This window comes from Mycobacterium marseillense, from assembly GCF_010731675.1.
GTDB classification, from domain to species: Bacteria; Actinomycetota; Actinomycetes; order Mycobacteriales; family Mycobacteriaceae; genus Mycobacterium; species Mycobacterium marseillense.
The window spans coordinates 2,341,006-2,366,294 of record NZ_AP022584.1 but is presented as its reverse complement, the minus strand read 5'-3'; the positions used below and the strand labels follow the sequence as shown (position 1 = coordinate 2,366,294).

General features: G+C 69.7%; 26 protein-coding genes. 11 read left to right on the top strand and 15 right to left on the bottom strand.

What is annotated here, in order from left to right; translation table 11 throughout:
* Nucleotides 1-25: 25 nt before the first annotated feature.
* The 8 genes from ctaD (at nucleotide 26) to G6N26_RS10575 (ending at nucleotide 8,490) form a co-directional block, all read left to right on the top strand.
* Nucleotides 26-1,771, top strand: a complete 1,746-nt coding sequence (ctaD, locus tag G6N26_RS10610; RefSeq protein ID WP_067175200.1) for an aa3-type cytochrome oxidase subunit I — start codon at nucleotides 26-28, stop codon at nucleotides 1,769-1,771.
* Between the two features lie 24 nt (nucleotides 1,772-1,795).
* On the top strand, nucleotides 1,796-3,034 hold the full coding sequence (gene serB / locus G6N26_RS10605) for a phosphoserine phosphatase SerB (protein ID WP_067175138.1): 1,239 nt from the start codon (nucleotides 1,796-1,798) through the stop codon (nucleotides 3,032-3,034).
* 102 nt (nucleotides 3,035-3,136) lie between these two features.
* The gene (locus tag G6N26_RS10600) at nucleotides 3,137-3,979 is read left to right on the top strand and encodes an ABC transporter ATP-binding protein (RefSeq protein ID WP_067175140.1); all 843 of its coding nucleotides are present in this window, start codon (nucleotides 3,137-3,139) and stop codon (nucleotides 3,977-3,979) included.
* The gene (locus G6N26_RS10595) at nucleotides 3,976-4,794 is read left to right on the top strand and encodes an NUDIX hydrolase (RefSeq protein ID WP_083018900.1); all 819 of its coding nucleotides are present in this window, start codon (nucleotides 3,976-3,978) and stop codon (nucleotides 4,792-4,794) included. Before G6N26_RS10600 ends, G6N26_RS10595 begins: the two co-directional genes overlap by 4 nt.
* Entirely contained in the window at nucleotides 4,791-5,555 is a 765-nt protein-coding gene (locus G6N26_RS10590; RefSeq protein WP_139799168.1) for an enoyl-CoA hydratase, read from the top strand. The genes G6N26_RS10595 and G6N26_RS10590 overlap by 4 nt, the downstream gene beginning before the upstream one ends.
* A gap of 10 nt (nucleotides 5,556-5,565) precedes the next feature.
* Nucleotides 5,566-6,537, top strand: a complete 972-nt coding sequence (locus G6N26_RS10585) for a class I SAM-dependent methyltransferase (RefSeq protein ID WP_083018903.1) — start codon at nucleotides 5,566-5,568, stop codon at nucleotides 6,535-6,537.
* On the top strand, nucleotides 6,495-7,733 hold the full coding sequence (locus tag G6N26_RS10580) for a THUMP-like domain-containing protein (protein ID WP_179960318.1): 1,239 nt from the start codon (nucleotides 6,495-6,497) through the stop codon (nucleotides 7,731-7,733). Before G6N26_RS10585 ends, G6N26_RS10580 begins: the two co-directional genes overlap by 43 nt.
* A gap of 73 nt (nucleotides 7,734-7,806) precedes the next feature.
* A complete protein-coding gene (locus G6N26_RS10575) occupies nucleotides 7,807-8,490 on the top strand; it encodes an esterase (RefSeq protein ID WP_067175160.1) in 684 nt (227 codons plus the stop codon).
* A 28-nt stretch (nucleotides 8,491-8,518) separates the two neighbouring features.
* On the opposite strand, the gene G6N26_RS10570 is transcribed toward G6N26_RS10575, so the two are convergent.
* Together G6N26_RS10570 and G6N26_RS10565 are read right to left on the bottom strand one after the other, a co-directional pair.
* Entirely contained in the window at nucleotides 8,519-8,908 is a 390-nt protein-coding gene (locus G6N26_RS10570) for a DUF6264 family protein (protein WP_083018905.1), read from the bottom strand.
* An 18-nt stretch (nucleotides 8,909-8,926) separates the two neighbouring features.
* Nucleotides 8,927-10,183 carry an outer membrane protein assembly factor BamB family protein gene (locus G6N26_RS10565; protein WP_179960360.1) on the bottom strand — a complete coding sequence of 419 codons (1,257 nt, stop codon included), beginning with the start codon at nucleotides 10,181-10,183 and terminating at the stop codon, nucleotides 8,927-8,929.
* 180 nt (nucleotides 10,184-10,363) lie between these two features.
* Here G6N26_RS10565 and G6N26_RS10560 point away from each other — a divergent pair, with 180 nt between their 5' ends.
* On the top strand, nucleotides 10,364-11,101 hold the full coding sequence (locus G6N26_RS10560; protein ID WP_067175172.1) for an acyltransferase: 738 nt from the start codon (nucleotides 10,364-10,366) through the stop codon (nucleotides 11,099-11,101).
* Here the strand turns inward: G6N26_RS10560 and G6N26_RS10555 are convergent.
* The 4 genes from G6N26_RS10555 to G6N26_RS10540 all read right to left on the bottom strand — a co-directional run bounded on the left by G6N26_RS10555 (nucleotide 11,098) and on the right by G6N26_RS10540 (nucleotide 15,642).
* The gene (locus G6N26_RS10555) at nucleotides 11,098-11,643 is read right to left on the bottom strand and encodes an anti-apoptotic protein (protein WP_083018908.1); all 546 of its coding nucleotides are present in this window, start codon (nucleotides 11,641-11,643) and stop codon (nucleotides 11,098-11,100) included. The genes G6N26_RS10560 and G6N26_RS10555 overlap by 4 nt on opposite strands.
* An 86-nt stretch (nucleotides 11,644-11,729) precedes the next feature.
* Nucleotides 11,730-13,058: a cryptochrome/photolyase family protein gene (locus G6N26_RS10550; protein ID WP_067175176.1), complete on the bottom strand. Its 1,329-nt coding sequence runs from the start codon at nucleotides 13,056-13,058 to the stop codon at nucleotides 11,730-11,732.
* An 11-nt stretch (nucleotides 13,059-13,069) separates the two neighbouring features.
* A complete protein-coding gene (locus G6N26_RS10545) occupies nucleotides 13,070-13,537 on the bottom strand; it encodes a TspO/MBR family protein (protein ID WP_083018910.1) in 468 nt (155 codons plus the stop codon).
* Nucleotides 13,534-15,642 (bottom strand): MMPL family transporter, encoded by a 2,109-nt coding sequence (locus tag G6N26_RS10540; protein ID WP_232067557.1) that lies wholly within the window; start codon nucleotides 15,640-15,642, stop codon nucleotides 13,534-13,536. The genes G6N26_RS10545 and G6N26_RS10540 overlap by 4 nt, the downstream gene beginning before the upstream one ends.
* A gap of 120 nt (nucleotides 15,643-15,762) precedes the next feature.
* Between G6N26_RS10540 and fni the strand changes: the two genes are divergently transcribed.
* On the top strand, nucleotides 15,763-16,809 hold the full coding sequence (gene fni, locus G6N26_RS10535) for a type 2 isopentenyl-diphosphate Delta-isomerase (RefSeq protein ID WP_067168641.1): 1,047 nt from the start codon (nucleotides 15,763-15,765) through the stop codon (nucleotides 16,807-16,809).
* Between the two features lie 291 nt (nucleotides 16,810-17,100).
* Here the strand turns inward: fni and G6N26_RS10525 are convergent, their stop codons facing one another.
* Together G6N26_RS10525 and G6N26_RS10520 are read right to left on the bottom strand one after the other, a co-directional pair.
* Nucleotides 17,101-17,667 (bottom strand): MarR family winged helix-turn-helix transcriptional regulator, encoded by a 567-nt coding sequence (locus tag G6N26_RS10525; protein ID WP_083018914.1) that lies wholly within the window; start codon nucleotides 17,665-17,667, stop codon nucleotides 17,101-17,103.
* 224 nt (nucleotides 17,668-17,891) lie between these two features.
* Nucleotides 17,892-18,323, bottom strand: a complete 432-nt coding sequence (locus G6N26_RS10520; protein WP_067168645.1) for a hypothetical protein — start codon at nucleotides 18,321-18,323, stop codon at nucleotides 17,892-17,894.
* A 154-nt stretch (nucleotides 18,324-18,477) separates the two neighbouring features.
* Here G6N26_RS10520 and G6N26_RS10515 point away from each other — a divergent pair, with 154 nt between their 5' ends.
* Nucleotides 18,478-18,699, top strand: a complete 222-nt coding sequence (locus tag G6N26_RS10515) for a hypothetical protein (RefSeq protein ID WP_067168646.1) — start codon at nucleotides 18,478-18,480, stop codon at nucleotides 18,697-18,699.
* A gap of 222 nt (nucleotides 18,700-18,921) precedes the next feature.
* Here the strand turns inward: G6N26_RS10515 and G6N26_RS10510 are convergent, their stop codons facing one another.
* The 7 genes from G6N26_RS10510 to crtI are packed head-to-tail and all read right to left on the bottom strand — an operon-like array spanning nucleotide 18,922 to nucleotide 25,262.
* A complete protein-coding gene (locus tag G6N26_RS10510) occupies nucleotides 18,922-19,926 on the bottom strand; it encodes a DUF5914 domain-containing protein (protein ID WP_067168648.1) in 1,005 nt (334 codons plus the stop codon).
* Entirely contained in the window at nucleotides 19,923-21,455 is a 1,533-nt protein-coding gene (locus G6N26_RS10505; protein ID WP_083018918.1) for an FAD-dependent oxidoreductase, read from the bottom strand. Before G6N26_RS10505 ends, G6N26_RS10510 begins: the two co-directional genes overlap by 4 nt.
* Nucleotides 21,452-22,177, bottom strand: coding sequence for a class I SAM-dependent methyltransferase (locus G6N26_RS10500; protein WP_083018919.1), 726 nt, complete (start codon nucleotides 22,175-22,177; stop codon nucleotides 21,452-21,454). Before G6N26_RS10500 ends, G6N26_RS10505 begins: the two co-directional genes overlap by 4 nt.
* Nucleotides 22,164-22,475, bottom strand: a complete 312-nt coding sequence (locus G6N26_RS10495; RefSeq protein WP_083018921.1) for a lycopene cyclase domain-containing protein — start codon at nucleotides 22,473-22,475, stop codon at nucleotides 22,164-22,166. Before G6N26_RS10495 ends, G6N26_RS10500 begins: the two co-directional genes overlap by 14 nt.
* Nucleotides 22,472-22,795 (bottom strand): lycopene cyclase domain-containing protein, encoded by a 324-nt coding sequence (locus G6N26_RS10490; protein ID WP_067168656.1) that lies wholly within the window; start codon nucleotides 22,793-22,795, stop codon nucleotides 22,472-22,474. The genes G6N26_RS10495 and G6N26_RS10490 overlap by 4 nt, the downstream gene beginning before the upstream one ends.
* Nucleotides 22,792-23,745 (bottom strand): phytoene/squalene synthase family protein, encoded by a 954-nt coding sequence (locus G6N26_RS10485; protein ID WP_067168658.1) that lies wholly within the window; start codon nucleotides 23,743-23,745, stop codon nucleotides 22,792-22,794. Before G6N26_RS10485 ends, G6N26_RS10490 begins: the two co-directional genes overlap by 4 nt.
* Complete coding sequence (gene crtI, locus G6N26_RS10480; protein WP_083018923.1) at nucleotides 23,742-25,262, bottom strand: phytoene desaturase family protein; 1,521 nt, start codon at nucleotides 25,260-25,262, stop codon at nucleotides 23,742-23,744. Before crtI ends, G6N26_RS10485 begins: the two co-directional genes overlap by 4 nt.
* Nucleotides 25,263-25,289 lie beyond the last annotated feature (27 nt).

Here is a 25,289-nt window from a genome sequence, read left to right as displayed (position 1 = left end):
CCGATCCGGATGTTTGGAGAAGCTGTTGACAGCCGAAGCGCCCCCCTTGGGAGAACTCGAGGCCGTTCGTCCGTACCCGGACCGCACGGGCCCCAAAGGGAACCTCGTCTACAAACTGATCACGACCACCGATCACAAGCTGATCGGCGTGATGTACACCGTCACCTGCTTCGCCTTCTTCTTCATAGGCGGGCTGATGGCGTTGCTGATGCGCACCGAGCTGGCCGCTCCCGGGCTGCAGTTCCTGTCCAACGAGCAGTTCAACCAGCTGTTCACCATGCACGGCACGATCATGCTGCTGCTCTATGCCACGCCGGTGGTGTTCGGTTTCGCCAACCTGGTGCTGCCGCTGCAGATCGGGGCCCCCGACGTGGCGTTCCCCCGGCTGAACGCGTTCTCGTACTGGCTGTTCCTGTTCGGCGGGCTGATCGCCGCGTCCGGCTTCATCGTCCCGGGCGGGGCCGCCGACTTCGGCTGGACCGCTTACACGCCGCTGTCTGACGCCGTCCACTCACCCGGTGCCGGGGGAGACCTGTGGATCACCGGCCTGATCCTCGCGGGTCTGGGCACCATCCTCGGGGCGGTCAACATGATCACCACCGTGGTGTGCATGCGTGCGCCCGGCATGACGATGTTCCGGATGCCGATCTTCACCTGGAACATCCTGGTGACCTCGATCCTGATCCTGATCGCGTTCCCGATCCTGACCGCGGCGCTGTTCGGTCTGGCCGCCGACCGCCATCTGGGCGCCCATATCTATGACGCGTCCAACGGCGGAGTCCTGCTGTGGCAACACCTGTTCTGGTTCTTCGGCCATCCCGAGGTCTACATCATCGCCCTACCGTTCTTCGGCATCGTCACCGAGATCTTCCCGGTGTTCTCGCGCAAGCCGGTCTTCGGCTACACGACGCTGGTGTATGCGACCCTGTCGATCGCCGCGTTGTCGGTGGCGGTGTGGGCGCACCACATGTTCGCCACCGGAGCCGTTCTGCTGCCGTTCTTTTCGTTCATGACGTACCTGATCGCGGTGCCCACCGGGATCAAGTTCTTCAACTGGGTCGGCACAATGTGGAAGGGGCAGTTGACCTTTGAGACGCCGATGCTGTTTTCGATCGGCTTCCTGCTGACCTTCCTGCTCGGTGGTCTGACCGGCGTCCTGCTGGCCAGCCCGCCGCTGGACTTCCACGTCACCGACAGCTACTTCGTCGTCGCGCACTTCCACTACGTGCTGTTCGGCACCATCGTGTTCGCGACGTATGCGGGCATCTACTTCTGGTTCCCCAAGATGACCGGCCGGCTGCTCGACGAGCGGCTGGGCAAGCTGCACTTCTGGTTGACGTTCATCGGGTTCCACACCACCTTCCTGGTGCAGCACTGGCTGGGCGACCTGGGCATGCCGCGGCGCTACGCCGACTACCTGCCCAGCGACGGCTTCCAGCCCTACAACATCGCCTCGACGGTGGGCGCCTTCATCCTGGGCGCGTCGATGTTCCCGTTCGTCTGGAACGTCTTCAAGAGCTGGCGCTACGGCGAGGTCGTCACGGTCGACGACCCGTGGGGCTACGGCAACTCGCTGGAGTGGGCGACCAGCTGCCCGCCGCCGCGGCACAATTTCACCGAACTGCCCCGAATCCGTTCGGAGCGGCCGGCATTCGAGCTGCACTACCCGCACATGGTGGAGCGGCTGCGCGCCGAGGCGCATGTGGGCCGGGCGCACGGGCCCGCGGACAAGGACGTCACCAGGCTCGACGACGTCCAGGTTCGCAGCTGATGGCCTGACGGGCGGCTGTCGGGAGTGAACTCACCACCCAAGGTGTCGGTGCTGATCACCGTCACCGGCGTGGACCAACCGGGCGTGACCGCGACCCTGTTCGAGGCGTTGTCGCGCCACGGGGTCGAGCTGCTCAACGTCGAACAGGTGGTGATCCGGCACCGCCTGACGCTCGGCGTGCTGGTGTGCTGCCCCGCGGCCGTCGCCGACGGCGCCGAGCTGCGCCGCGATGTCGAGTCCGCCATCCGCAAGGTGGGCCTGGACGTCAGCATCGAGCGCAGCGACGACGTGCCGATCATCCGGGAACCCTCGACGCACACCATTTTCGTGCTGGGCCGGCCCATCACGGCCGGCGCGTTCGGGGCGGTGGCCCGCGAGGTGGCCGCGCTGGGCGTCAACATCGACCTCATCCGCGGTGTCTCCGACTACCCGGTGACCGGGCTGGAGTTGCGGGTCTCGGTACCGCCCGGCGCCGACGGCCGGCTGCGGACCGCGCTGAACCAGGTGTCCAGCGAGGAGCACGTCGACGTCGCCGTCGAGGACTACACGCTCGAGCGTCGGGCCAAGCGGCTCATCGTGTTCGACGTGGACTCCACGCTGGTGCAGGGCGAGGTCATCGAGATGCTGGCCGCCAAGGCGGGTGCCGAGGGCAAGGTCGCCGCGATCACCGACGCCGCCATGCGCGGCGAGCTGGACTTCGCCCAGTCGCTCGAGCAGCGCGTGGCGACGCTGGCGGGCCTGCCCGCCACGGTGATCGACGAGGTCGCCGACCAGCTGGAGCTGATGCCCGGCGCGCGGACCACGCTGCGGACCCTGCGGCGGCTCGGGTACGCGTGCGGCGTGGTGTCCGGGGGCTTCCGCCGGATCATCGAGCCGCTGGCCGAGGAGCTGATGCTGGACTACGTCGCCGCCAACGAGCTCGAGATCGTCGACGGCACCCTCACCGGGCGCGTGATCGGTCCCATCGTCGACCGAGCCGGAAAGGCAACGGCGCTAAGGGAATTCGCGCAGCACGCCGGGGTCCCGATGGCGCAGACCGTCGCCGTGGGCGACGGCGCCAACGACATCGACATGCTGGCCGCCGCCGGGCTGGGGATCGCGTTCAACGCCAAGCCGGCGCTGCGCGAAGTCGCCGACGCGTCGCTGAGCCACCCGTACCTGGACACGGTGCTGTTCCTGCTGGGCATCACCCGCGGCGAGATCGAGGCGGCCGACGCGGTCGACGGCGAGGTCCGCCGGGTGGAAATTCCGCCCGAACCGTAGCGATCGCAAGCGCGGCGAAGCCGGGCGCAGCGGGTCGCTACGCATCCGAACCGTTGCTGACCCCGTAGGTATTCGAGCGTCGCGGTACGGCACGATGGTCGGGTGCCCGAAAACGGAAGCGAGGCAGCCGACCCCGATCTGCTGATCGAATTGCGCGACGTGTCGCTGCAGCGCGGTGGCAACATCCTGGTCGGGCCGCTGGATTGGGCGGTGGAACTCGATGAGCGTTGGGTGATCGTCGGCCCCAACGGCGCCGGCAAGACGTCGCTGCTGCGGATCGCCGCGGCGGCCGAACATCCCTCGTCCGGCCTGGCTTTCGTGCTCGGTGAGCGGCTGGGCCGGGTCGACGTGACCGAATTGCGCTCCCGCATCGGGCTCAGTTCCTCCGCGCTGGCGCAGCGCGTCCCCGGCGATGAGGTGGTGCGCGATCTCGTCGTCTCCGCCGGGTACGCGGTGCTGGGCCGCTGGCGCGAGCGCTACGAAGACGTCGACTACCGCCGGGCGATCGACATGCTGGAGAGCCTCGGTGCCGAGCACTTGGCGGAACGCACCTACGGCACGTTGTCGGAGGGCGAGCGCAAGCGGGTGCTGATCGCCCGCGCGCTGATGACCGACCCCGAACTGCTGCTGCTCGACGAACCCGCCGCCGGCCTGGACCTGGGCGGCCGCGAGGAGTTGGTGGCGCGGCTGGCCGACCTGGCCGCCGACCCCGACGCGCCCGCCCTGGTGCTGGTCACCCACCACGTCGAAGAGATCCCGCCCGGCTTTAGTCACTGCATGCTGCTCGCCGAAGGCCAGGTGGTGGCCGCGGGATTGCTCACCGACGTGCTGACCTCGGAGAATCTGTCCACCGCGTTCGGCCAAGCGATCGCCCTCGACGTCGTCGACGGGCGCTACTTCGCGCGCCGAATCCGCACCCGCGCAGCCCACCGGAGGCAGCTATGACGTCGCCCGACGAAACCCCGCTGGTCCCCAGGCCCGCGGCGACCGTGATGCTGGTCCGCGACACGGGTCCCGGGCTGGGCGTCTTCCTGATGCGACGGCACGCCAAGATGGAGTTCGCCGCGGGGACGATGGTGTTCCCCGGCGGCGGCGTCGACGAGCGCGACCGCAACGCCGATATCGCCTGGGCCGGACCTTCCCCGGAGTGGTGGGCGCAGCGCTTCGGCATCGAACCCGACCTGGCCGAGGCGCTGGTCTGCGCCGCCGCCCGCGAGACGTTCGAGGAGTCCGGGGTGTTGTTCGCGGGGCCGGCGGGTGATCCCGATGGCATCGTCGGCGACGCGTCGGTGTACGGCGATGCCCGCCGGGCGCTGGCCGACGGGACGTTGTCGTTCGCGGACTTCCTGCGCCGGGAGAGCCTGGAGCTGCGCTCGGACCTGTTGCGGCCGTGGGCCAACTGGGTCACCCCGGAGGCCGAGCGCACCCGCCGCTACGACACCTACTTCTTCGTGGGCGCCCTGCCGAAGGGGCAGCGCGCCGACGGGCAGAACACCGAATCCGACCGGGCGGGCTGGACGACGCCCGAGACGGCCATCGATGACTTCTCGACCGGCCGCAGCTTTTTGCTGCCACCGACCTGGACGCAGCTGGACTCGCTGGCCGGGCGGACCGTCGCCGAGGTGCTGGCCGTCGAGCGCCAGATCGTGCCGGTGCAGCCGCACCTCGAGATCCAGGGCGACAACTGGGTTTTCGAGTTCTTCGATTCCGACCGCTATCACCGGGCGCGGGAAGCGGGCGGGCTGGGGTGGCGGCATTGAGCGAGTTCGTCAGCGTCGTGGTCAGCGACGGCTCGCAGGACGCCGGCCTGGCCATGCTGCTGCTGTCGCGGCCCCCGACGAACGCGATGACCCGCCAGGTCTACCGCGAGGTCATCACGGCCGCCGAGGAACTGGGGCGGCGCGACGACGTCGCCGTCGTGATCCTGTTCGGCGGCCACGAGATCTTCTCCGCCGGCGACGACATGCCCGAACTGCGCACGCTGCGGGGCGCCGAGGCCGAGACCGCGGCCCGGGTCCGGCAGGAGGCCATCGACGCGGTCGCCGCCATCCCCAAGCCGACCGTGGCCGCGATCACCGGATACGCGCTGGGCGCCGGGCTCACGCTGGCGCTGGCCGCCGACTGGCGCATCAGCGGCGACAACGTGAAGTTCGGCGCGACCGAGATCCTGGCCGGGCTGGTGCCCGGCGGCGACGCGCTGGCCCGCCTGACCCGGGCCGCCGGGGCGAGCAAGGCCAAGGAGCTGGTGTTCAGCGGGCGGTTCTTCGACGCCGAAGAGGCCCTGGCGCTGGACCTCATCGACGAGATGGTGGCCCCCGACGACGTGTACGACGCCGCCGCGGGATGGGCGCGCCGCTTCCTCGATGGCCCGCGGCACGCGCTGGCCGCCGCCAAGGCCGGGATCAACGACGTGTTCGACCTGGAGCGCTCCGAGCGGCTCGCCGCCGAGCGCCGCCGCTACGCGGAGGTGTTTTCTGCTGGTCAGGGCGGTGGCGATCGAGCGGATCCCGGCGGCCGTTAGGCTGCCCTGCATGACGAGTTCGACCGACGCCGTTCCGACGCCCCACGCCACCGCCGAGCAGGTGGAGGCCGCCCGGCACGACAGCAAGCTGGCCCAGGTGCTCTATCACGACTGGGAGGCCGAAACCTACGACGAGAAGTGGTCGATCTCCTATGACCAGCGCTGCATCGACTACGCGCGGGGCCGTTTCGACGCCATCGTGCCCGACGAGGTGCTGCGGGAGTTGCCCTACGACCGGGCCCTCGAATTAGGCTGTGGCACAGGGTTTTTCCTGTTGAATCTGATCCAGTCCGGGGTGGCGCGCCGCGGGTCGGTGACCGACCTGTCGCCGGGCATGGTCAAGGTCGCCACCCGCAACGGGCAGTCCCTGGGACTGGACATCGACGGCCGCGTCGCCGACGCCGAGGGCATCCCGTATGAGGACAACACCTTCGACTTGGTCGTCGGGCACGCGGTGCTGCACCACATTCCCGATGTCGAGCTGTCGCTGCGCGAGGTGATGCGGGTGCTGCGCCCGGGCGGGCGGTTCGTCTTCGCCGGCGAACCGACCAGGGCCGGCGACGTCTACGCCCGCGAGCTGTCCACGCTGACCTGGCGGATCGCCACCAACGTCACCAAGCTGCCCGGCCTGGGCAGCTGGCGGCGCCCCCAGGCCGAGCTCGACGAATCCTCGCGCGCCGCGGCGCTGGAGGCCATCGTCGACCTGCACACCTTCACACCCGGCGACCTCGAGCGAATGGCCGCCAACGCCGGCGCCACCGAAGTGCGGACCGTCAGCGAGGAATTCACCGCCGCGATGTTCGGCTGGCCGGTGCGCACCTTCGAGGCGTCGGTGCCGCCCGGGCGACTGGGCTGGGGCTGGGCGAAGTTCGCCTTCACCGGCTGGAAGGCCCTGAGCTGGGCGGATGCCAACGTGTGGCGACGCGTGGTGCCGAAGGGTTGGTTCTACAACGTGATGGTGACCGGGGTCAAACCCTCCTGAGCGGTGGGCTGCGGTTCAGCGCCGACGACGTCGGCTACCTGCGGTCGCACGCGGGCGCCGCGGCGCTGGCGGCCGTCGCCGAACTCGAACTGACGGACGCCACCCGGGTCGCCGACATCGCCGCGACCCGCACCCGGCACGGCGAGCGGGCGGCGGTGCTGGTGGAGACGGTCTTGTTGCGCCGCCGCGCGGCGGAGAAACTGAGTGGGCTGGGGTTCGCCGTGTCCGACTGGCTGTTCACCGACGAGGCGCTGCAGCAGGCCACCGCCGCGCCGGTGGCATTGCACCGGGCCGGGCGGCTGGCCGAGGGCGGCGCGGACGTGGTCGTGCACGACGCGACCTGTTCGATCGGGACCGAGCTGGCCGCGCTGCGCGGCCGCGGGATCACGGCGGTGGGCAGCGACCTCGATGCGGTGCGGCTGGCCATGGCGCGTCACAACCTGGGGCCCGCAGGGCTCTGCCGCGCCGACGCGCTGCACCCGGTCACCCGTGACGCCGTGCTCGTCGTCGATCCGGCGCGCCGTGCCGAGGGGCGCCGGCGCCTGCGCATCGACGATTACCAGCCGGGTCTGCCCGCGTTGCTGGAGGCCTATCGCGGTCGGGACTTCGCCGTAAAGTGCGCTCCCGGAATCGATTTCGACGAGGTGCGGCGCCTCGGCTTCAACGGAGAGATCGAGGTGACGTCGTATCGCGGCTCGGTCCGGGAAGCCTGCCTGTGGTCGGCGGGATTGGCGCGGTCCGGCGTCACCCGGCGGGCGAGCGTCCTCGACCGCGGCGAACAGGTCACCGACGCCGACCCCGACGGCTGCGGCGTGCGGCCGGTCGGGCGGTGGATCGTCGATCCGGACGGTGCCGTGGTCCGGGCCGGGCTGGTGCGCCACTACGGCGCGCGGCACGGGCTGTGGCAGCTCGATCCCGACATCGCCTACCTCTCGGGTGATCGGCTGCCGGCCGGGGTGCGCGGCTTCGAGGTGATCGACGAGTTCGTGTTCGACGAACGACGGCTCCGGCAGGCGCTTGGGGCGCTGGACTGCGGGTCGCTGGAGGTCTTGGTCCGCGGGGTGCGGGTCGACCCCGACGCGCTGCGCAAACGGATGCGGCTGCGGGGCAGCCGGGCGCTGTCGGTGGTCATCGCCCGGATCGGCGCGCGCGCCGCCGGTCGCGCGATGGCATTCGTTTGCCGGGCGTCCCGATAGCGCCGGGTAGGCTGGCGGCAGTTACTTTTTCGGTCACGCCCCGCCCTGGCTAGTTTGCGAGGACAATTCCACGATGCGTTATCTGATAGCCGCTGCGCTGCTCGCACCGGCGGTGTTGTTGGGCTGGCCGGCCGCTGCCGAGCCGCCGTCGTGCGCGAGCCTGGGCGGCACCGTCGAGGCCGGCCAGATGTGCCGCCTGCACGCGACCGGCGCCAACTACATGCTCACCATGACGTTTCCCACCGACTACCCGGACCAACAGGCGCTGACCGACTACATCACCCAAAACCGGGACGGCTTCGTCAACGTCGCGCAGAGCTCCGGGGGGCGCGACCAGCCCTACCAGCTGGAGGCCACCACCGAGCAGCGCAGTGCGGGCCAGCCGCCGCACAACACCCGCAGCGTGGTGCTCAAGTTCTTCCAGGACGTCGGCGGGACGCGCTCGTCGACCTGGTACAAGGCGTTCAACTACAACCTCGGGACGAAGCAGCCCATCACCTTCGACAACCTGTTCGCCCCGGGCACGACGCCGCTGGATGCCATCTTCCCGATCGTGCAGCGCGACTTGGAACGTCAAACTCCTTTGGGCGCCGCGATTTTGCCGTCGACGGGCCATGATCCGTCGCACTATCAGAACTTCGCCATCACCGACGATCAGCTGATCTTCTACTTCGCCCCGGGCGAGATGCTGCCGGCGTTCGGCGGACCGGCCCAGGCTCAGGTGCCGCGCAACGCGATCCCGCCGCTGGCGATCTAGTCGCGGGTCGCCACCATCGGACAACCGCTCAGACCGGTCCGGCCCGCAACTCCATGGCCACGGCCAGCGCCGCCAGCGCGACCTGCGCGAGGCAACCGATGATCGGGACGAAATAGGCCCTTCTCTTGCGCACCAGCAGGTACACGGCGACCACGACGTCGACGACCAAGAGCGCGCCGCCGCCCCAGGTGCCCAGGTTCATGGCCCGGTCGATCCAGGCGGGATCGCCGCACTTCTGGTAGCTGCACGGGTCGGTGCTCATCACGAGCAGCCCGAGCACCACAAAGGTCGCCCCGTACAGACCGCCATGGATGACCAGCAAGACGAGCGTCGCCACGATGTCCGCGGTGCTGGAACGCCGGCCCTCCGCTGGGGTGGTGGTCGCGGCGTCCTGCGCTGTGGGGTCGTCGATCGGCACCTAAGGAGTATGTCCCGGTCACGCCGGCGCGAAACCGTAGACCTGACCGTCGCTGGTGGCGGCCACCACCCGCCGGTCGGTGCCGACGGTCACCGCCAGGGGATACCCGGTGGCCGCCGGTAGCGGGTAGCTGTTGAGCGTGTGGCCGTCGCCCGGGTCGAAGACCAGCACCGACATCCCGGGGGCGCCGTTGGCGGGCGGCCCGCTGACCACGGTGTAGCCGACGCCGGCGCCCGCCAGGCTCGATGACGACAGGGGGACGGCGTCGTCGCGCCGCCACACCTGGTCGGCGTGATCGCCGGCGTCCTTGAACGCCACCAAACGCGTGTCGGGCCCGCCGCCGGACACGATCAGCCCCTGCGGGGTGATCGCCGGGGGAGTCTGCGCCAGGAATCCCAGCGGCACCGACCACTTCACCTTCGCGTCCGCGGTGCGCAGCGCCCACAAGCGCTGGTCGCGGCCGTTGACGTAGACGGTCGACCCGTCGGCCGAGAGCACCGGGCTGGCGATCGCACCGGCGCCCACCGCGTCGCTGGTCCACTCCTTGGTCAGCAGCGGCGACTGCCCCGGGTGGTACTTCAGGCCCACCAGCGCCGCGGCCGGGGCCCCCGGCTGCCAGACGCCGAGCACCGCCATGCCGTTGGAAGCCGAGAATGCGGGGGCCGCCGCTACCGGGCAGCCTTGGCGGGCCGACGCGCAATCGGCCAGCCCGCGCGTCGCATCGGTGGGATCGACACCGTCCACCAGGTCGAGCGGGCTGCTCACCACCTGGCCGCGATGGGCGTCGAAAACCAGCACCTGCCCCAGGTGTGTGGCGACAAGCAACTCGCCGTTGCCCAAAAACCGCGGCGTAGTGGGCATGCCGATCACCGGTTGGCGCCAGCGTGTCCACTGGGTCACGGGGAAGGACAGGAAGGCGCCGGGCTGGCCGACGTAGAGGTTGTCGAAGCCGTCGAACAGCGGGCCGCCGAAGCCGCCGCCCTGGAACAGCCGCACGCACCAGCGCTGCCGCCCGTTGTGGTTGTTCTCCCACTCCATCAGCGAACAACCCGCCGAGGTCTGGGCGTTCAGCGCCAGGTAACCGCGCGCGCTCAGCGCCGGGCCGGCCGCCAGGCTTCCCTTGACCGACCGGGTCCACTGCAGCGACAGTTTGGTGGCCCCGCCGGTGGGGGTGTAGCTGCTGTTGGCGGCGTCGGCGTATTGCGCCGGCCACCCTTGCGAGGCCGACGCGTCCACCCACGAGTCGGTGTTGCCGCAGCCGCCGACCCCCGCCATGAGCACCGCCGCCAGCAGCGGGAATGAGCAACGCCGGAGCCCACTGACGAGTCGTCGGGCAAGCACGTCGGTTTCCAAGTCCTTCCCCAGGGCGTTGCGCGGGTGCGGCGATCGAGTACAGGTGAGGGTAACCCGTGGCGGTTCGCGGGCTCGTCATTGACCGCGTTAGGCTGTCCGGCTGTGACGAGCATGTGGGGTGCCCCGGTCCATCGCCGCTGGCGTGGATCGAACCTGCGCGACCCGCGCCAGGCCAAGTTCCTCACGCTGGCCTCATTGAGGTGGGTGCTGCGCAACCGCGCATACACCCCGTGGTACCTGGTGCGCTACTGGCGCTTGCTGAAGTTCAAGCTGGCCAACCCGCACATCATCACCCGCGGCATGGTGTTTCTTGGCAAGGGCGTGGAAATCCACGCCACGCCCGAGCTCGCGCAGCTCGAGATCGGCCGCTGGGTCCACATCGGTGACAAGAACACCATCCGCGCGCACGAGGGCTCGTTGCGGTTCGGCGACAAGGTGGTGCTGGGCCGCGACAACGTCATCAACGCCTACCTCGACATCGAGCTCGGCGATTCGGTGTTGATGGCCGACTGGTGCTACGTCTGCGATTTCGACCACCGCATGGACAACATCGACCTGCCGATCAAGGACCAGGGCATCGTCAAGTCCCCGGTGCGGATCGGACCGGACACCTGGGTGGGGGTCAAGGTGTCGGTGCTGCGGGGCACGTCGGTCGGGCGCGGTTGCGTGCTGGGATCGCATGCGGTGGTGCGCGGTGTGATTCCGGACTACTCGATCGCGGTCGGCGCGCCGGCCAAGGTGGTCAAGAACCGCCAGCTGGCCTGGGAGAGCTCGGCCGCGCAGCGTGCCGAACTGGCCGCCGCCCTGGCCGACATCGAACGGAAAAAGGCCGCCCGCTAGCTATCTGGTTGCGGCCGGTCGTCGACCTTGAAATGAAAGTTGACGTCGCCGGCGGCGACGTTCGTGACGGTCACCAGCACGCCGTACTTTTGGCCGTGGTCGCTGAGCTGACACCGAAGGGTCGCTCCCGCAACGCCTTTGAGGTTCTCGGGGCAGGTCACCGCGTCCGGCTTTCTGCCCACCCGCTGGCCGAGTTGGGTGCTGATCGCGTCGGCGATTTGGTTCTTGTCGACCGTCTCCACCATGTTGAACTTGACGTCGCCGCCCTCGACGCTGGTGACTGTGACGGTGACGCCGAACGGCCGGTTTTTGACCTTCATTTCGCAGGCCACCTGCGCGCCGACCTTGGCGGGCAGGTCGTTCGGGCAATTCACCGATTCGGGCCTGTTGCCCGCGGCATCGGTCATCTTGGCGGTGATTTGTCCGGCGACGTCGCTCTTGCTGACCGTGTGCGACGAACCGATCGAGCAGGAGCAGCCCGCGATGAGTGCGGTAAGGCCGGTGACGGCGCACGACAGGGGTAACGCGCGAATGATGGTCATTGTCGCCTCCCGAATGGCTGACCATGCGAATCGGCCGATCATGGCATGCCAACCGGTTTCGGGTGCACGATTGGGCAAACGAGCGCTCAGATGCTCTGGTAACGCCGCAGCGCTTCGGCCCGTTCGGCGGCGTGGTCGACGATGGGCTGCGGGTAACCGTTGGGCCGCTCGCCCTTTCGCAGGTGCGGATCATCGGCCGAGCGCAGCTCGGGCACCCAGCGGCGGATGTAATCGCCTGTGGGGTCGAACTTTTCGCCCTGCGTCGTCGGGTTGAACACCCGGAAGTAGGGTGCGGCGTCGGTGCCGCAGCCCGCGCACCACTGCCAGCCGTGCTGGTTGTTCGCCATGTCCCCGTCCACGAGTTGGTCCAAAAACCATTCGGCGCCCCACTGCCACGGCAGGTGAAGGTCCTTGACCAGAAACGACGCGACGATCATCCGCACCCGGTTGTGCATGAACCCGGTGTCGCGCAGCTGCCGCATCCCGGCGTCGACGAAGGGAAAGCCGGTTTCGCCGGCCTTCCACGCCTCGAAGCCGCGCGTGGCCGCGGCGCCGGAGTCGGTCTGGATGCCGTCGAAATCGCCGTTCCAGTTGCGCCACGCGCTCGCCGGCCAGTGGTGCAGCACATCGGCGTAGAAGTCGCGAAATGCCAACTCCCGCGCGTAGGCTTGCGCCCCGCCGCCGCGCAGATCCAGGTCGGCGACCAGGGTGCGGGGGTGGATGGTGCCGAATTTCAGGTGCGCCGACATCCGGCTGGTGCCGTGCAGGTCGGGCCTGTTGCGGTCGGCGGCGTAGCTATTCAATCCGTTGTCGAGGAAGGACTTCCACTGGGTGCGCGCCGCCGCCTCGCCGGCGGCGACATCGAGCGGAACCCCGGGGTCGGGGATTTCGCACTGTTCGATTCCCAGGCTCGCCGGATCGAGCCAGCGCGCGGACGTGGCGCTCGAGTTCGCCGGCGCCCGCCAGCCGGTCTTGTGCCACTGCCGCAGAAACGGGGTGAACACCCGGTAGGGCGAGCCGTCCGGCTTGGTGACCCGGCCGGGCGAGACGAGATACGGCGACCCCGTCACCACCAGCGGGACCTCGCCCAGCGCGGCCCGCACCCGTTCGTCGCGGCGCGCGCCGAACGGCGCGAAATCTTCGGAGATGTGCACCGACGACGCGCCGATCTGCTTGGCGATGCGGGGAATCCGGGAATCGGGCCGCCCGCGGGTGACGAGCAGCCGGCCGTCCAGGTCCTCGCGCAGCCGCCGCAGTGAGTCACCCAGGAACTGCAGCCGGCGCTGTCCCGACGAGCTTTCCAGCCGCGGATCGAGCACAAAGCAGGCGAGCACCTCGTCGCCCTCGGCCGCGGCGAGCAGCGCGGGATGGTCGCGCAACCGCAGATCGCGGCGAAACCACAACAGCGCGGGCATGTTTCGGCCCCCTAACGGTTGAGCCGCCAGATGTGGGTGGACAGCACGGTCGCGAAGCCGCACCACACCGGGTAGGGCAGCAGTGCCAGCCCGCCCCGCGGGGTGGCATCGGCCGTGCACCTGACCAGGTCGGCGCTGCTGGCCGTCAGCGCCGCGGCACCGACCGCGGCCGCGCCGAGCTTGTGGTACCGGAAGAAAAGCCAACTCCACCCGGCGTTGAGGATCAGGTTGACCACCAGCGCCGCGGTGTAGCGACGCGCCTTGTCGTGCTGCCCGGTCGCCCGGTACCGCTCGATGGCCACCGCCGACGTGGCGGCGATGTCCCCGTAGAGCGTGGTCCATACGGTCGGGAAGGCGGCGCGGGGTGGCTGGTATGTGGGCTTGCGCAGCAGCGCATACCACCGCGAGCTGGCGACGCTGCCGGCGCCGGCGGCCGCGGCGACGCCCAGGGCTGTCGCACCCAGGATCGATTTGTTCACGATGTGCTCCGTTCGGGTTGGGCCCGATCCGCTTGTGGCTCAACGGTTTCGGTATGAGAGGGGGCGGTGGGCCACCAGATCCGGTCGCCGATGAGAGCGAACAACGCCGGGATGACCAGCGTGCGCACCACGAAGGTGTCGAGCAGGATGCCCAGCCCGACGATGATCCCCAGCTGCGTCAGGACGATCAACGGCAACACCCCGAGCACGCAGAACACGGCGGCCAAAACGATTCCCGCGCTGGTGATCACGCCGCCGGTGGCCGACACGGCGCGCACCATCCCATCGCGGGCGCCGTGCTGCGCGGCCTCCTCCCGGGCACGAGTGACCAGAAAGATGGTGTAGTCCACGCCGAGAGCCGCCAGGAAGAGGAAGGCGAACAACGGCGTGGTGTTGTCCAGCGCCGGAAAACCGAAGACGTGGATGCTCGCCCAGCCCCCCAGGCCCAACGCGGCCAGGGCCCCCAGAATCGTCGCGGCCAGCAGGGTCGGCGGGGCGAGTGCGGATCGCAGCAACACGTAGAGGACGACCAGGATGACGGCCAGGATCGCCGGGATCAGCAGTACGCGGTCATGCGTGGCCGCGTCCCGGATGTCGAGGGCCTGCGCGTCGGCCCCGCCCACGAGCGCGGCCGAGTCGGCGGAGGCGGTCGAATCTCGCAGTGCGGCAACGACACCGAAGGCCCGGTTCGACGACGGCGGCGCGTCGATCACCACCGACCACTTCGTCAACCCCGATTCCGAGCGGCCGTCCTCGGTCACCGAGACGACACCGGGCGTGGCCTCGATCACCTGCCGAACGGACGACGCGCGGGCGGTGGGTGCGACGACCAACGTCGGGTTGGCCAGCCCGGCCGGAAAGTGTTCGGCCACCACGGCGTAACCGGACACCGAATCGGCGTGCACACGGAACTGTTCGGTCTGCGACAACCCGATCCGGGTCCCCCACAGGCCGGTGCCGAGGGCGGCCAGGACCGCGATCGCGACGACCGCCACCAGCGCGGGACGCCGCGCCACCCCTTCCGCGACGCGTCGCCAGGCACCCGAGTCGGGGTCTGCGTCGTCCGCGGCGTGCGGGATGAACGGCCAAAACAATCGGCGGCCGCACAGCGCGAGCACCGGCGGCAGGATCACCAGCACCGACACCGCCGCGACCACGAGGCCGCACGCCGCCAGCGCACCCAGGCTGCGCGTGCTCGGGGTGGCCGCGAACAGCAGCGTGAGCAGGGCCAGCACCACGGTGGCATTGCTGGCCACGATGGCCGGCCCCGCCCGGCGCACGGCGTGCCGCAAGCCGACGCGGTGCCCGGAATGGCGCCGAAGCTCTTGGCGGTACCGAGAGATCAACAACAGCGCGTAATTGGTGCCCGCCCCGAACACCAGCACGCTGGTGATGCCGGACGTCGCGCCGTCGAAGCTCAGCCCGGTCACCGACGCCACCGCCGTACCGACCGCGGCGGCGACCCGATCGGCGAATCCGACGACGAGTAGGGGGACCAGCCACAGCACCGGGGACCGGTAGGTGGCGATCAGCAGCAGCGCCACCACCGACGTCGTCACGGCCAGCAAGGTGATGTTGGCGTTGGTGAAGGCGCTGGCGATGTCGGCGCCGAACGCCGGGCCGCCGGTGACGTGAACCTGCAGATCCGCGGGCAGCCCGCTCGACGCGGCTGTGCGCAGCGCGGTGACGGTGTGGTCGAGGTCAAGCCCCGACAGGCTGGCGCTGATCGACACGATGCCCAGGACGGCCTTTCCGTCCTTCGACGGCAGCGCGGGTGCCGCGCCGTCGGCCGTGCCGGGTCGCGCGGCCGCCTGGGCCCGATCGCGGGCAGCGCGGGCGGCCGAGACGTCGGAGGGGCTCAGGGCGACGCCATCGTGACGGCTCACCACAACGATCAGGGGCACCCGGTCGCCGCCGGGGAACTGCCGCGACAGCGCGTCCACTTGGGCGGATGGGGAGTCTTCAGGCACCGACCGCGGCGACTGACCCGCCGCCGCGTTCTCCCCGATGAGGAGCATGAAACCGACGCCCAGCAGGACTGCGACCAGTGCGATCAGCCACGAACGTCGGCCCGTCACCGCACCGGCCAAGGGTTCCCACACCACGAACACAACCCTTTCAGTTTGTTAAACGTTAATCAACTGAAACGACGCATCGCCACGGCGTCGGCATGGCGCTGCGCAAAAGGGGCACTATGGACATTATGGACGCGATGGTTGCCGGCGATGACCGCTGACCGTGGGGCGATGAAGAATCGCAAGCGGCGGCACATCGACGTGTGCCTCGGCGAGCCGGTCGGCTATGACGGGGTCACCACCGGCCTGGACCGGTATCGACTGCCGTACAACGCGCTCACGCAGACCAGCCTGGGCGACATCGACCTGTCCACGGCGTTTTTCGGCGTCAACCTGCGGTCCCCGATCCTCATCGGCGCGATGACCGGTGGCGCCGAGCTGTCCGGAACGATCAACCGCAATCTGGCGGCCGCCGCGCAACAACTGGGCGTCGGCATGATGCTCGGGTCGCAGCGCATCATGCTCGACAGCGCACTGGGGGAGCGTGCCGCGGACAGCTTCATGGTTCGCGACGTCGCCCCAGATGCCCTGCTGTTCGGCAACATTGGGCTATCTCAACTGGCGAAGGCGGCCGTGCCCGATCTGGCGAAGGCCCTCGACCGGGTCGGCGCCGACGCGCTTGCCGTGCATACCAATCCGTTGCAGGAAGCGATGCAACACAACGGCGACACCGACTTCTCCGGCTCGATCGACCGGCTGCGCGAAGCGGCCGACGTCCTCGGATACCCGGTGTTGCTCAAGGAGGTCGGCCACGGGATCGGCGGCGCCGCGGTGGCGGAACTCCTTGGGGCCGAGGGCCAGCTCCCGGTCGCCGGAATCGACGTGGCGGGCGCCGGAGGCACGTCGTGGTCGCGGGTCGAGCAGTTCGTGCGTTACGGCGAACTGCGCCACCCGGAGTTGGCCGATTGGGGCATCCCCACCGCGCGCGCGGTCCTGGAGGTGCGCGAGGCGCTGCCAGAGGTCCCGTTGGTGGCTTCCGGCGGTATCCGGACCGGGATGGACGCGGCCAAGGCGATCGCGCTGGGCGCTGACGTCGTGGCGGTGGCCCGGCCGCTGCTATCGGCGGCGATCGAATCCACTGCGGCCGTGGTGGATTGGCTGCAGCCGTTCATCGATGAGCTTCGGGTTTGCCTGCACGGTTGCGGTGCGGCCGACCTTGCGGCGCTCCGCGGTGTCGTCCTCGTCCGCGAAACGTAGGTTCGCGGCGCGGCAGTCATCCTGGCGTACGGCTCGCCGGCACTCGGGCATCTGCTGCCGGTCGGCGCCCAGCTGGCCGAACTCGCCCGGCGGGGGCACGACGTTCATGTGCGCATCATGGCGGGCGGCGTCTCGACGATGCGCTCGGTTGGCGCGCACGCCGCGCCGGTCGATCCGCGCATCGAGGCGATTGCCGGGAAGGACTCTGTGGCCCGCGGAGCGGATCTGATCGAGCAGCGGCTGCTGGGCCGCACCGTCGAGCACCCGGTGCACGAGCCGAACCGGTGCGTCTCAACGCACGGCGCTGCCGCGGCCTTTCGCGGGGGTGCGCTTGCCCTCGGGGGCGGCCGGCCGTTTGGGGGCCGGGGGGGTGAGCGTGGATTCGAAGGTGGACATCGCCTCGATCATCGCTGCGAAAACCCGGTGGGCGGCGGCCAAGTCGCGGTCGGGCAGGTCGGCGAGGGCGGTATGCAGCTCGGCGCCCAGCGGCGTGAAGAATGAGCGCGCCAGCGCCATTCCCGGTTTCTCGTAGCGCAGCAGCGTCTTGCGGCGGTCCTGCGGGTCCGGTTCGCGCCGGACGTGCCCGGCGTCGATCATGCGGTCCACCAGATAGGTGATCGCGGCGGGCGAGACATCCATGCGCCTCCGTAGTTGCGCCGCCGTCAAAGGCGTTCCGGCGGTTTCGGCGACCATGATGTGCAGCAGCGCGTGGAAGTCGGTGCCGCTGACCTCGTTTTGCCGCGCGAAGTGCCGGCCGATCCGGTCGGACTGCGCTGTGATCGCACGCATGTCGGCCGACATCAACTTCTCGAGTTCGGCTCGGTCCGTTCGCCGCTCAGCGGCGCCGCGCTTGGTCACTTACCCGCATCCTTCTTGCAAGACACGCCGACCTGCGTTTCGGGACCGCTGCGCGCGGCCTGGTCCGGTCGGTGGCCATCAGCCTACGACATCCCCACCGGATCACCGTGGCTTAGCCGGTGGTCGGCGGCGGCGTCACGACGTCGCGGGGTCGTGACCCAGTTCATCAACGAGTAGCGCCAGGGACTCTCGTCGATGTTTGCCCTCGTCGAATTCTCTGTTGCTCATAGGATTTCACCATCCGCCGATTCGTCGGTGGGGGAGGCGGTGTGGGCGGGGTGGCCCGCGGTGCGCCGGTCCTCTTTCATCGCCATCTCGTAGCGGTGGCGCTGGCCACCGGCGAGTCGGGTCCGCACCAGCTGTTCGATCTCCGTGAAGCAACGGTAGTAGCCGTCGTCGTAGTCTTCGATCACCTGAAAGCTCCAGCGTCCCGGGAGGACGTTGCGCCCGATCAGCTCGCGGCTGATGTGCTGGGCCAGACCGGAGTGGCCGAGTTCGTGCAAGCGTGACACCGCCGCGTCGAGCTGGAGGTCGGCGTGGCCGGTGAGTTGGTGGAAGGAGTACAGGTGTCCCCGGGCGCGTTCGATGGTCTCCAGCGCCTCGGTGACTTTTCCCACCGCCGCAATGAGGCCGTCGCCGGTGCTGTCGAAGCTCATGGCGTTCCTTCCCCCCGTATTCCGCTATGGCATTCCCGCTGAGCTGGGCGCCGAATCGGCAATACGGTTCATTATTTAATAGTCAAGTGTTTGTCCCGAACTACCGGTGGCGGCCCGTGGTTTGAACGGGTGGGGCTCGGGTATGTGATGGGCGATGACCGTGATCGAGATGTCGCAACGCCTGCGGGGCGCGCAGCGCAAAGTGCTGCGGCTGCAACGGCGTTTGTGGCTTGCCGAGCTGGCGCTGTGGCCCGCCGCGATCGTGGTGGCGGCACTTGTGCTGGTCACCGGGTGGCTGCTGTGGCGGCGCTCAGCCGTCCGCGGCGAGGGCCCGCAACCGGGGCCGCAGGCTGCGCCGCGCGAGTACGCACCATGACGCGCCGGCCGCGCTGAATGCCAAGGCCTGCGCGGCACCGATGCGCCCGGACGGCACGAAATGACCTGCGAAATAACGTTCGATGCAGCCCGAGGCCGGAAGCGGATCCAGCTGCGCGCGTCGGCGGTCACTGCGACCGCGGCAGCGTAGCGCCTCGTGACGGCCGAGGCGGATCCGGATACGGAATTGATCCGACGATTCTTTGACGGGCACCGCTGTGAATCATCCGCGTGCCGTGCGCACCTGATAGCGGCGTTCGGCGTAGGCGAGGTCGTCGCGCCAGAGCCTGCTCGACGCGAAGCGCATGAGCGGTGTGATCAGCGGCGCCACCCGAGACGCCCGCTTGAACCCGGGCCTGTCCGAATGCGCGATGGTGGCCTCGAGGACGGCGGTGCGGGGACGGCCATCGGGGCCTGAACTGATTGGGGTGGCGTGGGTTTCGACGACGCTGCCCGACCCTTCGCCATCCACGATGCGCATGACGATCGTGCGGGCCTCCGGGCAACTGAACTCCGCGACGACGGGCACCCCCAGCCGTCCCATCCGGAAGGTCACCGCCACCAAGAAGCGGTCGGTGTGTTCGGTCGGCGTGGTGAGCACCTCGAGGCGGGTGAACGAGTAAGGGTGAAACCATGCGCCGTGCCACGGATCAAGCCGGTTGGCAATGACGTCGATCGGCTCGCAGACGCCTTCCAGGCGGGCGACGGCGGCCAGGGTGTCGCCGGTCGGCCGGGGTGGAATCAGCGGACGCTCCAGCGGTGCCTCGCGTCCGACCGCGTCGAGCCGCACCCAGGCCAGGGTGCCGTCGTCGTGACCGGGCAGTGGGCTCCAACCGAATTCACGGGCGCGCCCGTCTAGGGTCAGCCCGTGCCACCGGCACACCAGCGCGCCCCGGTGCACCTGGCCGGTGGCGAGGTCGGCCCCTAGGTGGGGGCAACTGCGCGGTCCCACGCAGAGCCGGTACTGCTCGTCGCGCCAGGCGACGACTTCGACGCCGGCGACCCGCGCGCCCAACGGTCGCTCTCCGACGACCTGCCGGCTGGCGGCGAACGCATACCAGTTGCCGGTCGGCCGGTGCTGGGAGCGTCGCAGCGCGGCCTCGATGATGGCGGGTTGTGCGTCGCGATAGGTCGGACGCTGATCGGCCCACGACGCGCGCGGGATCACCTGCAGGGGCCAGTCTTTGGACCGTGCCCGCAGCTCATGCAGCTGGTCGCGGATCTTCATCGTCGGGCGGCTCCCTCGCGGGTGGCGAGCCATCGCAGTAGTGGTGAGCGGCCCTGGGTGGGCACCGTGGACAACGGGTGGCCGGCCAGTCCCCAGCGGTTGAGCAGTTGGTTCGAGGCGTACCAGCCGGTGGTGGCGGCGCGCTCCATCAGCGCCACCGGCAGGTCGATCCGGATGGCGTCGCCGGCCAGCACCAGGCCCGGCGCCGGGGTGATCACCGCGGGGCGGTCGGGATAGGTGCCCGGGGCGAAGAGCGGGCAGTCGCTGCGGTGCAGCAGCCGCTCGTGAAGGATCTGTGCCGTCGCTGTTTCCGGGTACACCATGTGCAGCTGGCGTAGCGCGGTGGCGCGCGACGGTGCCGAATCCAGGGCGTAGGAATGCAATTCGACCACGGAACCGTGCTGCGCGCGCGCCCACGTGCTGGCCTCGCGTTCGTAGCGTTCCAGCACGCTGATGTTGTCCACGGGCTTGTGCCCGGCCGTGCCCAGAAACGCCGGCCGTCGTGCCGACACGGGACGGTCGAGCCAGAACCGGTGCACGGCGAACGGCGGCGCGGCCCGCAGCCGCGAGATCTGGGCCCGCCAGCCTTCGGTGCCCAGGTCGCTCGACGCGGCAACGATCCGCTGCAGACCGGCGACATCGGTGGCCAGCACCACCGCGTCGACGTGGAGCTGCTCGTCCGAATTGGTGTGCACGCGAAAGCGCCCCGCCGCGTCCGTCTCGATGCTCAGGGCGCTGGTGCCGAGCCGAAACCGCACCCCGCGCCCTTCGAGGTAGCCGCACAAGGGTTGCCACAGCGCGCTGTCGTAATTCGCGCACGGGACATCGAAGATCAACCCCTCGGCCGACCCCAGGAAGTAGATGTGGAACATCGTCGCCAACTCGGCCGCGGACAGCCTGGCGGGATCGGCGAAGAAGCTGCGGGAGAACACCTCGAACGCCAGATGCCGTGCGGCCTCGGGGAATCGGATGTCCTCGAGGAAAGCCGCGGCGTCGGTGTGGTCGAGCCGCTCGTAGGTGTCGGGCACCGAAACCGCGGCCAGTGGCGCGGCGGCGCGGGCGTCGATGCGGGTGAAGTCGCGAAGTCGAAACGTCGGACTGCGCGCCGCGAAGACGACGGCGTTCCACGGCGGGGTGCGGGGGAGCCCGCGGAAGCTGTCGCGTCGTCCCGCCCCGTCGATGAGCGGGTAATCCTCGACGGCAGTGAGCATCCGCAATCGGGGATCAATCCGTCTCAGCAGGGCGCGCAGGTTGTAGTACTGCCGGAAGAACGCATGGAAGCCGCGGTTCATCGCGAGGTCGACGCTGCCGTCGCGCTCTGTCCAGCCCCCGACCCGACCGCCGAGGTAGTCTTCGCGTTCGATGACGTCGACGGCGACGCCACGCTCAGCGAGTCCGGTGGCGGCGGCCAGGCCCGCGATCCCGCCGCCGACGACGGCGACCCGCGGACGCGACGGCAGCGCGCCGGCGTCGGGCAATCCCGTTGGCGCGGGCAGTGTTCGGCGGCGCCGATCGGTGGGCGCGGTCATGACGGCGCATCCGCCAGGAAGGTGTGCACGATGTTGGCTTCCCAGCCGGGCATGGTCTCGCTGTGCACGGCGGTGAAGCCGGCGTCGGCGAGGCGGGTGCGGAACCGGGCGGCGCCGTCGAACGCGAGGACGCTACGCCACAGGTAGCGGTACAGCGTGGTGTCCCGGGTCCGCCACCACCCGGACGGGATGATGATGCCCCAACAGACCGCGTGCCAGATGCGGGTGGCGCCGGGGGAGTCGCGCACCGAATACTCGTGCACCGCCAGGGTGCCACCCGGGCGCAACAGCATGCGGAACTTGCGCAGCTGGTCGTCGCGGTCAGCGACGTTGCGGATCAGGTAGGCGGCCAGGATCCCGTCGAACGGCCCGGTGATCCCCTGCTCTGCCAGTTGTTCGACGGGTGTGTGGACGAAGCGCACCGTGGCGGGCCAGTCCTTCGCGCGTGCCGCGTCGAGCATGCCGCGCGACGCGTCCACGGCGACGATGTCGGCGTGGGGCGCGACGGCGAGCAGGGCGGCCGTCGAAGCGCCCGTTCCGCACCCGGCGTCGAGCAACCGTAAGCCCTTGCCGCGGGCCGAAATCCGCATCCGGCGCGCCGTCAACAGCAACTGTTCGTGGTAGCCGGGGCTGGCGCCGACCAGCCGGTCGTAGGCCGCGGCGCCCGCGTCGAACGCCGCCGCCAGATCGCCGGGGGCGCGCCCCGCATCACCGACGCGCACGTTGCCGCTCCCACAGCAGCAGCACCGCGGTGACCAACGCGAAGCCGAACAGAAAGTCTTCGACCGGGATGTCGAACGGGAAGCGCGCCCCGCTCAGCTGCCGGTCGTCGTAGATGACGATGGGCGAGCTGAGCTTGGTCAGCCATCCGTCGACCGGTATCTGGAATCCGAGAACGATCAGCATCGACAGCCAGTAGGCCGGCCGGCGGAACAGCCCGGTTCGCAACAGCGCCAATTCCAATGCGCAGACGGCGAATACCGCCAACGCGGCGGGCAGGGTGTAACCCAGGCCGGTCATCGCCGGCGCACCTTCGCCAGGATGGCGCTCACGGCGTTGTAGGTGAGCAGCGCGCATACCGGGATGACGAAAAAGAACAGCACCTCTTCGATCGGCACCCGAAACGGGATGCCCAGGCCGCTGAGGTACGCGCCGTCATAGGTCCACACGTGCGCGGCGACGGCGATCTCATCCCAGATCAAAAACACCGCGGCGACCGGCAGCACCGCCTTGATGAGGCGTCGCCATTGTCGGTAGACGCCGGGGCCCAACGCCTCGAGCGGTGCGGTGATCGCCAGGCATGCGGCCAGGACCACAAGGTATTGCCACCGATCGCTCATGCGGCCCCCGAGTTGAGATCGTCCCGCTCGCCATTTCGCGCCCGCCACGACCGTATCAGCCCCGCACCGGCGACCCGAAGCCGTCGAGCCTTGCCCACGGCGGCCCGGTGGTCGAACACCGCGAACTCGCTTTTTTCGATGCAGTCCAGGATCTCCGCGTACAGGGCGGCCGCCGTCGCCACGCACGGCCGTGAGCGACACGCGAGCGTGGCGATTCCCGCCGCGGCGAATCGATAAGTCTGACGAGCGATTTCGTGCTGCGCGGCCAGGGCGCGGCGCACCCGCGGGTCGGTGCGGCGGTGCGTGTGACACCAGGCCAGCAGCTCCCGATCGACTCCGTCGGCGGCGAGTTCGTCGGCCGGCAGGTAGACCCGGCCGCGCACCAAATCTTCGTCGACATCGCGCAGGAAGTTGGTGAGTTGGAAGGCGCGGCCCAACGCCGCGGCGTGAGGGGCGGCCTCCTCGACCGGCGTGACGGTCCCCAGGATCGGGAGTACTTGCAGCCCAATCGCTTCCGCGGATCCGCGCATGTAGAGGTTGAGCGCTTTGCGGTCTGGATAGTCGGTGACCGTGAGGTCCATGCGCATCGACGTCAGGAAGTCCTCGAAGAGCCCGCCGCTGATCTGGTAGCGGCGCACGGTGTGGGTCACGGCCGCCACCAGCGGATCGTCGAGATGCGCATCGTCGGAGAAGAAGCGCTCGGAGAGTTGCTGCAGGCGCCTGCCACGACTGGAGATGTCGAGCCGCGGATCGAGGTCGTCGAGGATATCGTCGGCGTAGCGGGCGAAGCCGTACAGCGCGTGCACCGGCGGCCGTTGGTCGGGTGCGAGCAACCGGGTGGCCAGGAAGAAGGTGCGGCCGTGGGCGGCATTGAGTTCCCGGCACTGGCGATACCCCTCGCGCAGCCGCGGATCGTCGATGCCGGCCGCGGCCAATTCGCTGCGCATCATGGCAATCCGGCTTTCATGTCGAGGTGGGTGGTTGACCGCTCGGCGGCCCCGGTGACGCGGTCCGCGGCGAGCCGCCCGGAAATCAACGTGGTCGGCACGCCGACGCCGGGCACCGTCGAGGACCCGGCGAGCACCGCGTTGTCGACGCCGCGGACCATGTTGGCCGGGCGGAACGGTCCGGTCTGCCCGAAGGTGTGGGCGAGCGCGAACGGGCTGCCGGCCGCCATGCCCTGACGGGCCCAGTCGGCGGGGGTGACGACGTCGAGAACCGTTGCGTCGTCCCGCAATCCGGGGAGCAGCCGGTCCGCAACGTGGGCGATGAGGCCCTCGGTGTAGGCGCCGCCGGCCCGCGACCAGTCGATGGAGCCGCGCTCCAGGTTCGGCGCCGGGGCCAGGACGTAGAGCAGATCGCGCCCCTCCGGCGCCAGGGCCGGGTCACCAGCCGTCGGGCGCGTCACCAGCAGCGACGGATCGGCCATGACCCGGCCGTCGCGGATGATGTCGGTGAAGGTCTGATCCCAGGCCCCGCCGAACAGGATCGTGTGGTGGGCCGTGTCGGGGGCGACCGCGGGGCATCCGAGGTGAGCCACCACCGCCGACGGTGAGGCTCGCAGCCGCACGGGGCGACGCGGTGTGCGGCCCAGCAGCGCGTAGGTCTGGGGCAGTTCGGTGGTCAGCACCACTGCGTCGCACGAGATGCGCCCGGTCTGTTCGGTGCGTACGGCCGTGACTCGGCCGCCGGATTGTTCGAGTGCGGTCACGGTTGCGCCGTAACAGAATCGGACGCCGGCATCGGCGGCCGCCGCGGCCAGCGCGTCGGGCAGCGCGCGCACGCCGCCGCGCGGAAACACCACGCCCGAGATGGTGTCCATGTAGGCGATGACCGCGTAGACCGCCAGGGCGTCACGCGGCGCCACCCCGGCATACAGCGATTGGAAGGTGAAGATCCGCTGTAGGCGCGGATCGCTGATGTGCCGCTTGACCATCCGGTCCCATTTGCGGAAGCCGCCGATCGCCGTCAGCCGCGCCAGCTGTGGGGTGAGCAGCGAGAGCGGGGAATCGAAATTGGCACCGATGAACCCGTCGAATTCGGTGCGGTACAACCGTGTCAACCACTCCCGCAGCCGGCGGTAGCCTGCCGCCTGCCCGGAACCGGCGAACTCGACGATCGCGTTGGCCATCCGGTCCGCATCGCTGTGCACGTCGAGCGCGCTGCCGTCGGCGAACACGGCGCGGTAGGCGGGATCGACGGCCAACAGCTCCAGCCGGTCGGACCGAGTTTCGCCGACGGCCGCGAACGTCTCGTCGATGATGTCCGGCATGGTGAGCACCGTTGGCCCGGTGTCGATCCGGTACCCGTCGATGTCGAGGCGGCCGGCCCGCCCGCCCGGCCATGGCTCACGTTCCACCACGGTGACCGCGCGGTCCCGGCCGGCCAGGTGCAGGGCCGCGGACAGGCCGGCCAGCCCGGCGCCGATCACCACGACGTGATCGGCGCGTCCTTCGATGGTGCGCATGGTCAAGGTGCTCCCGCCTCGGTGTTA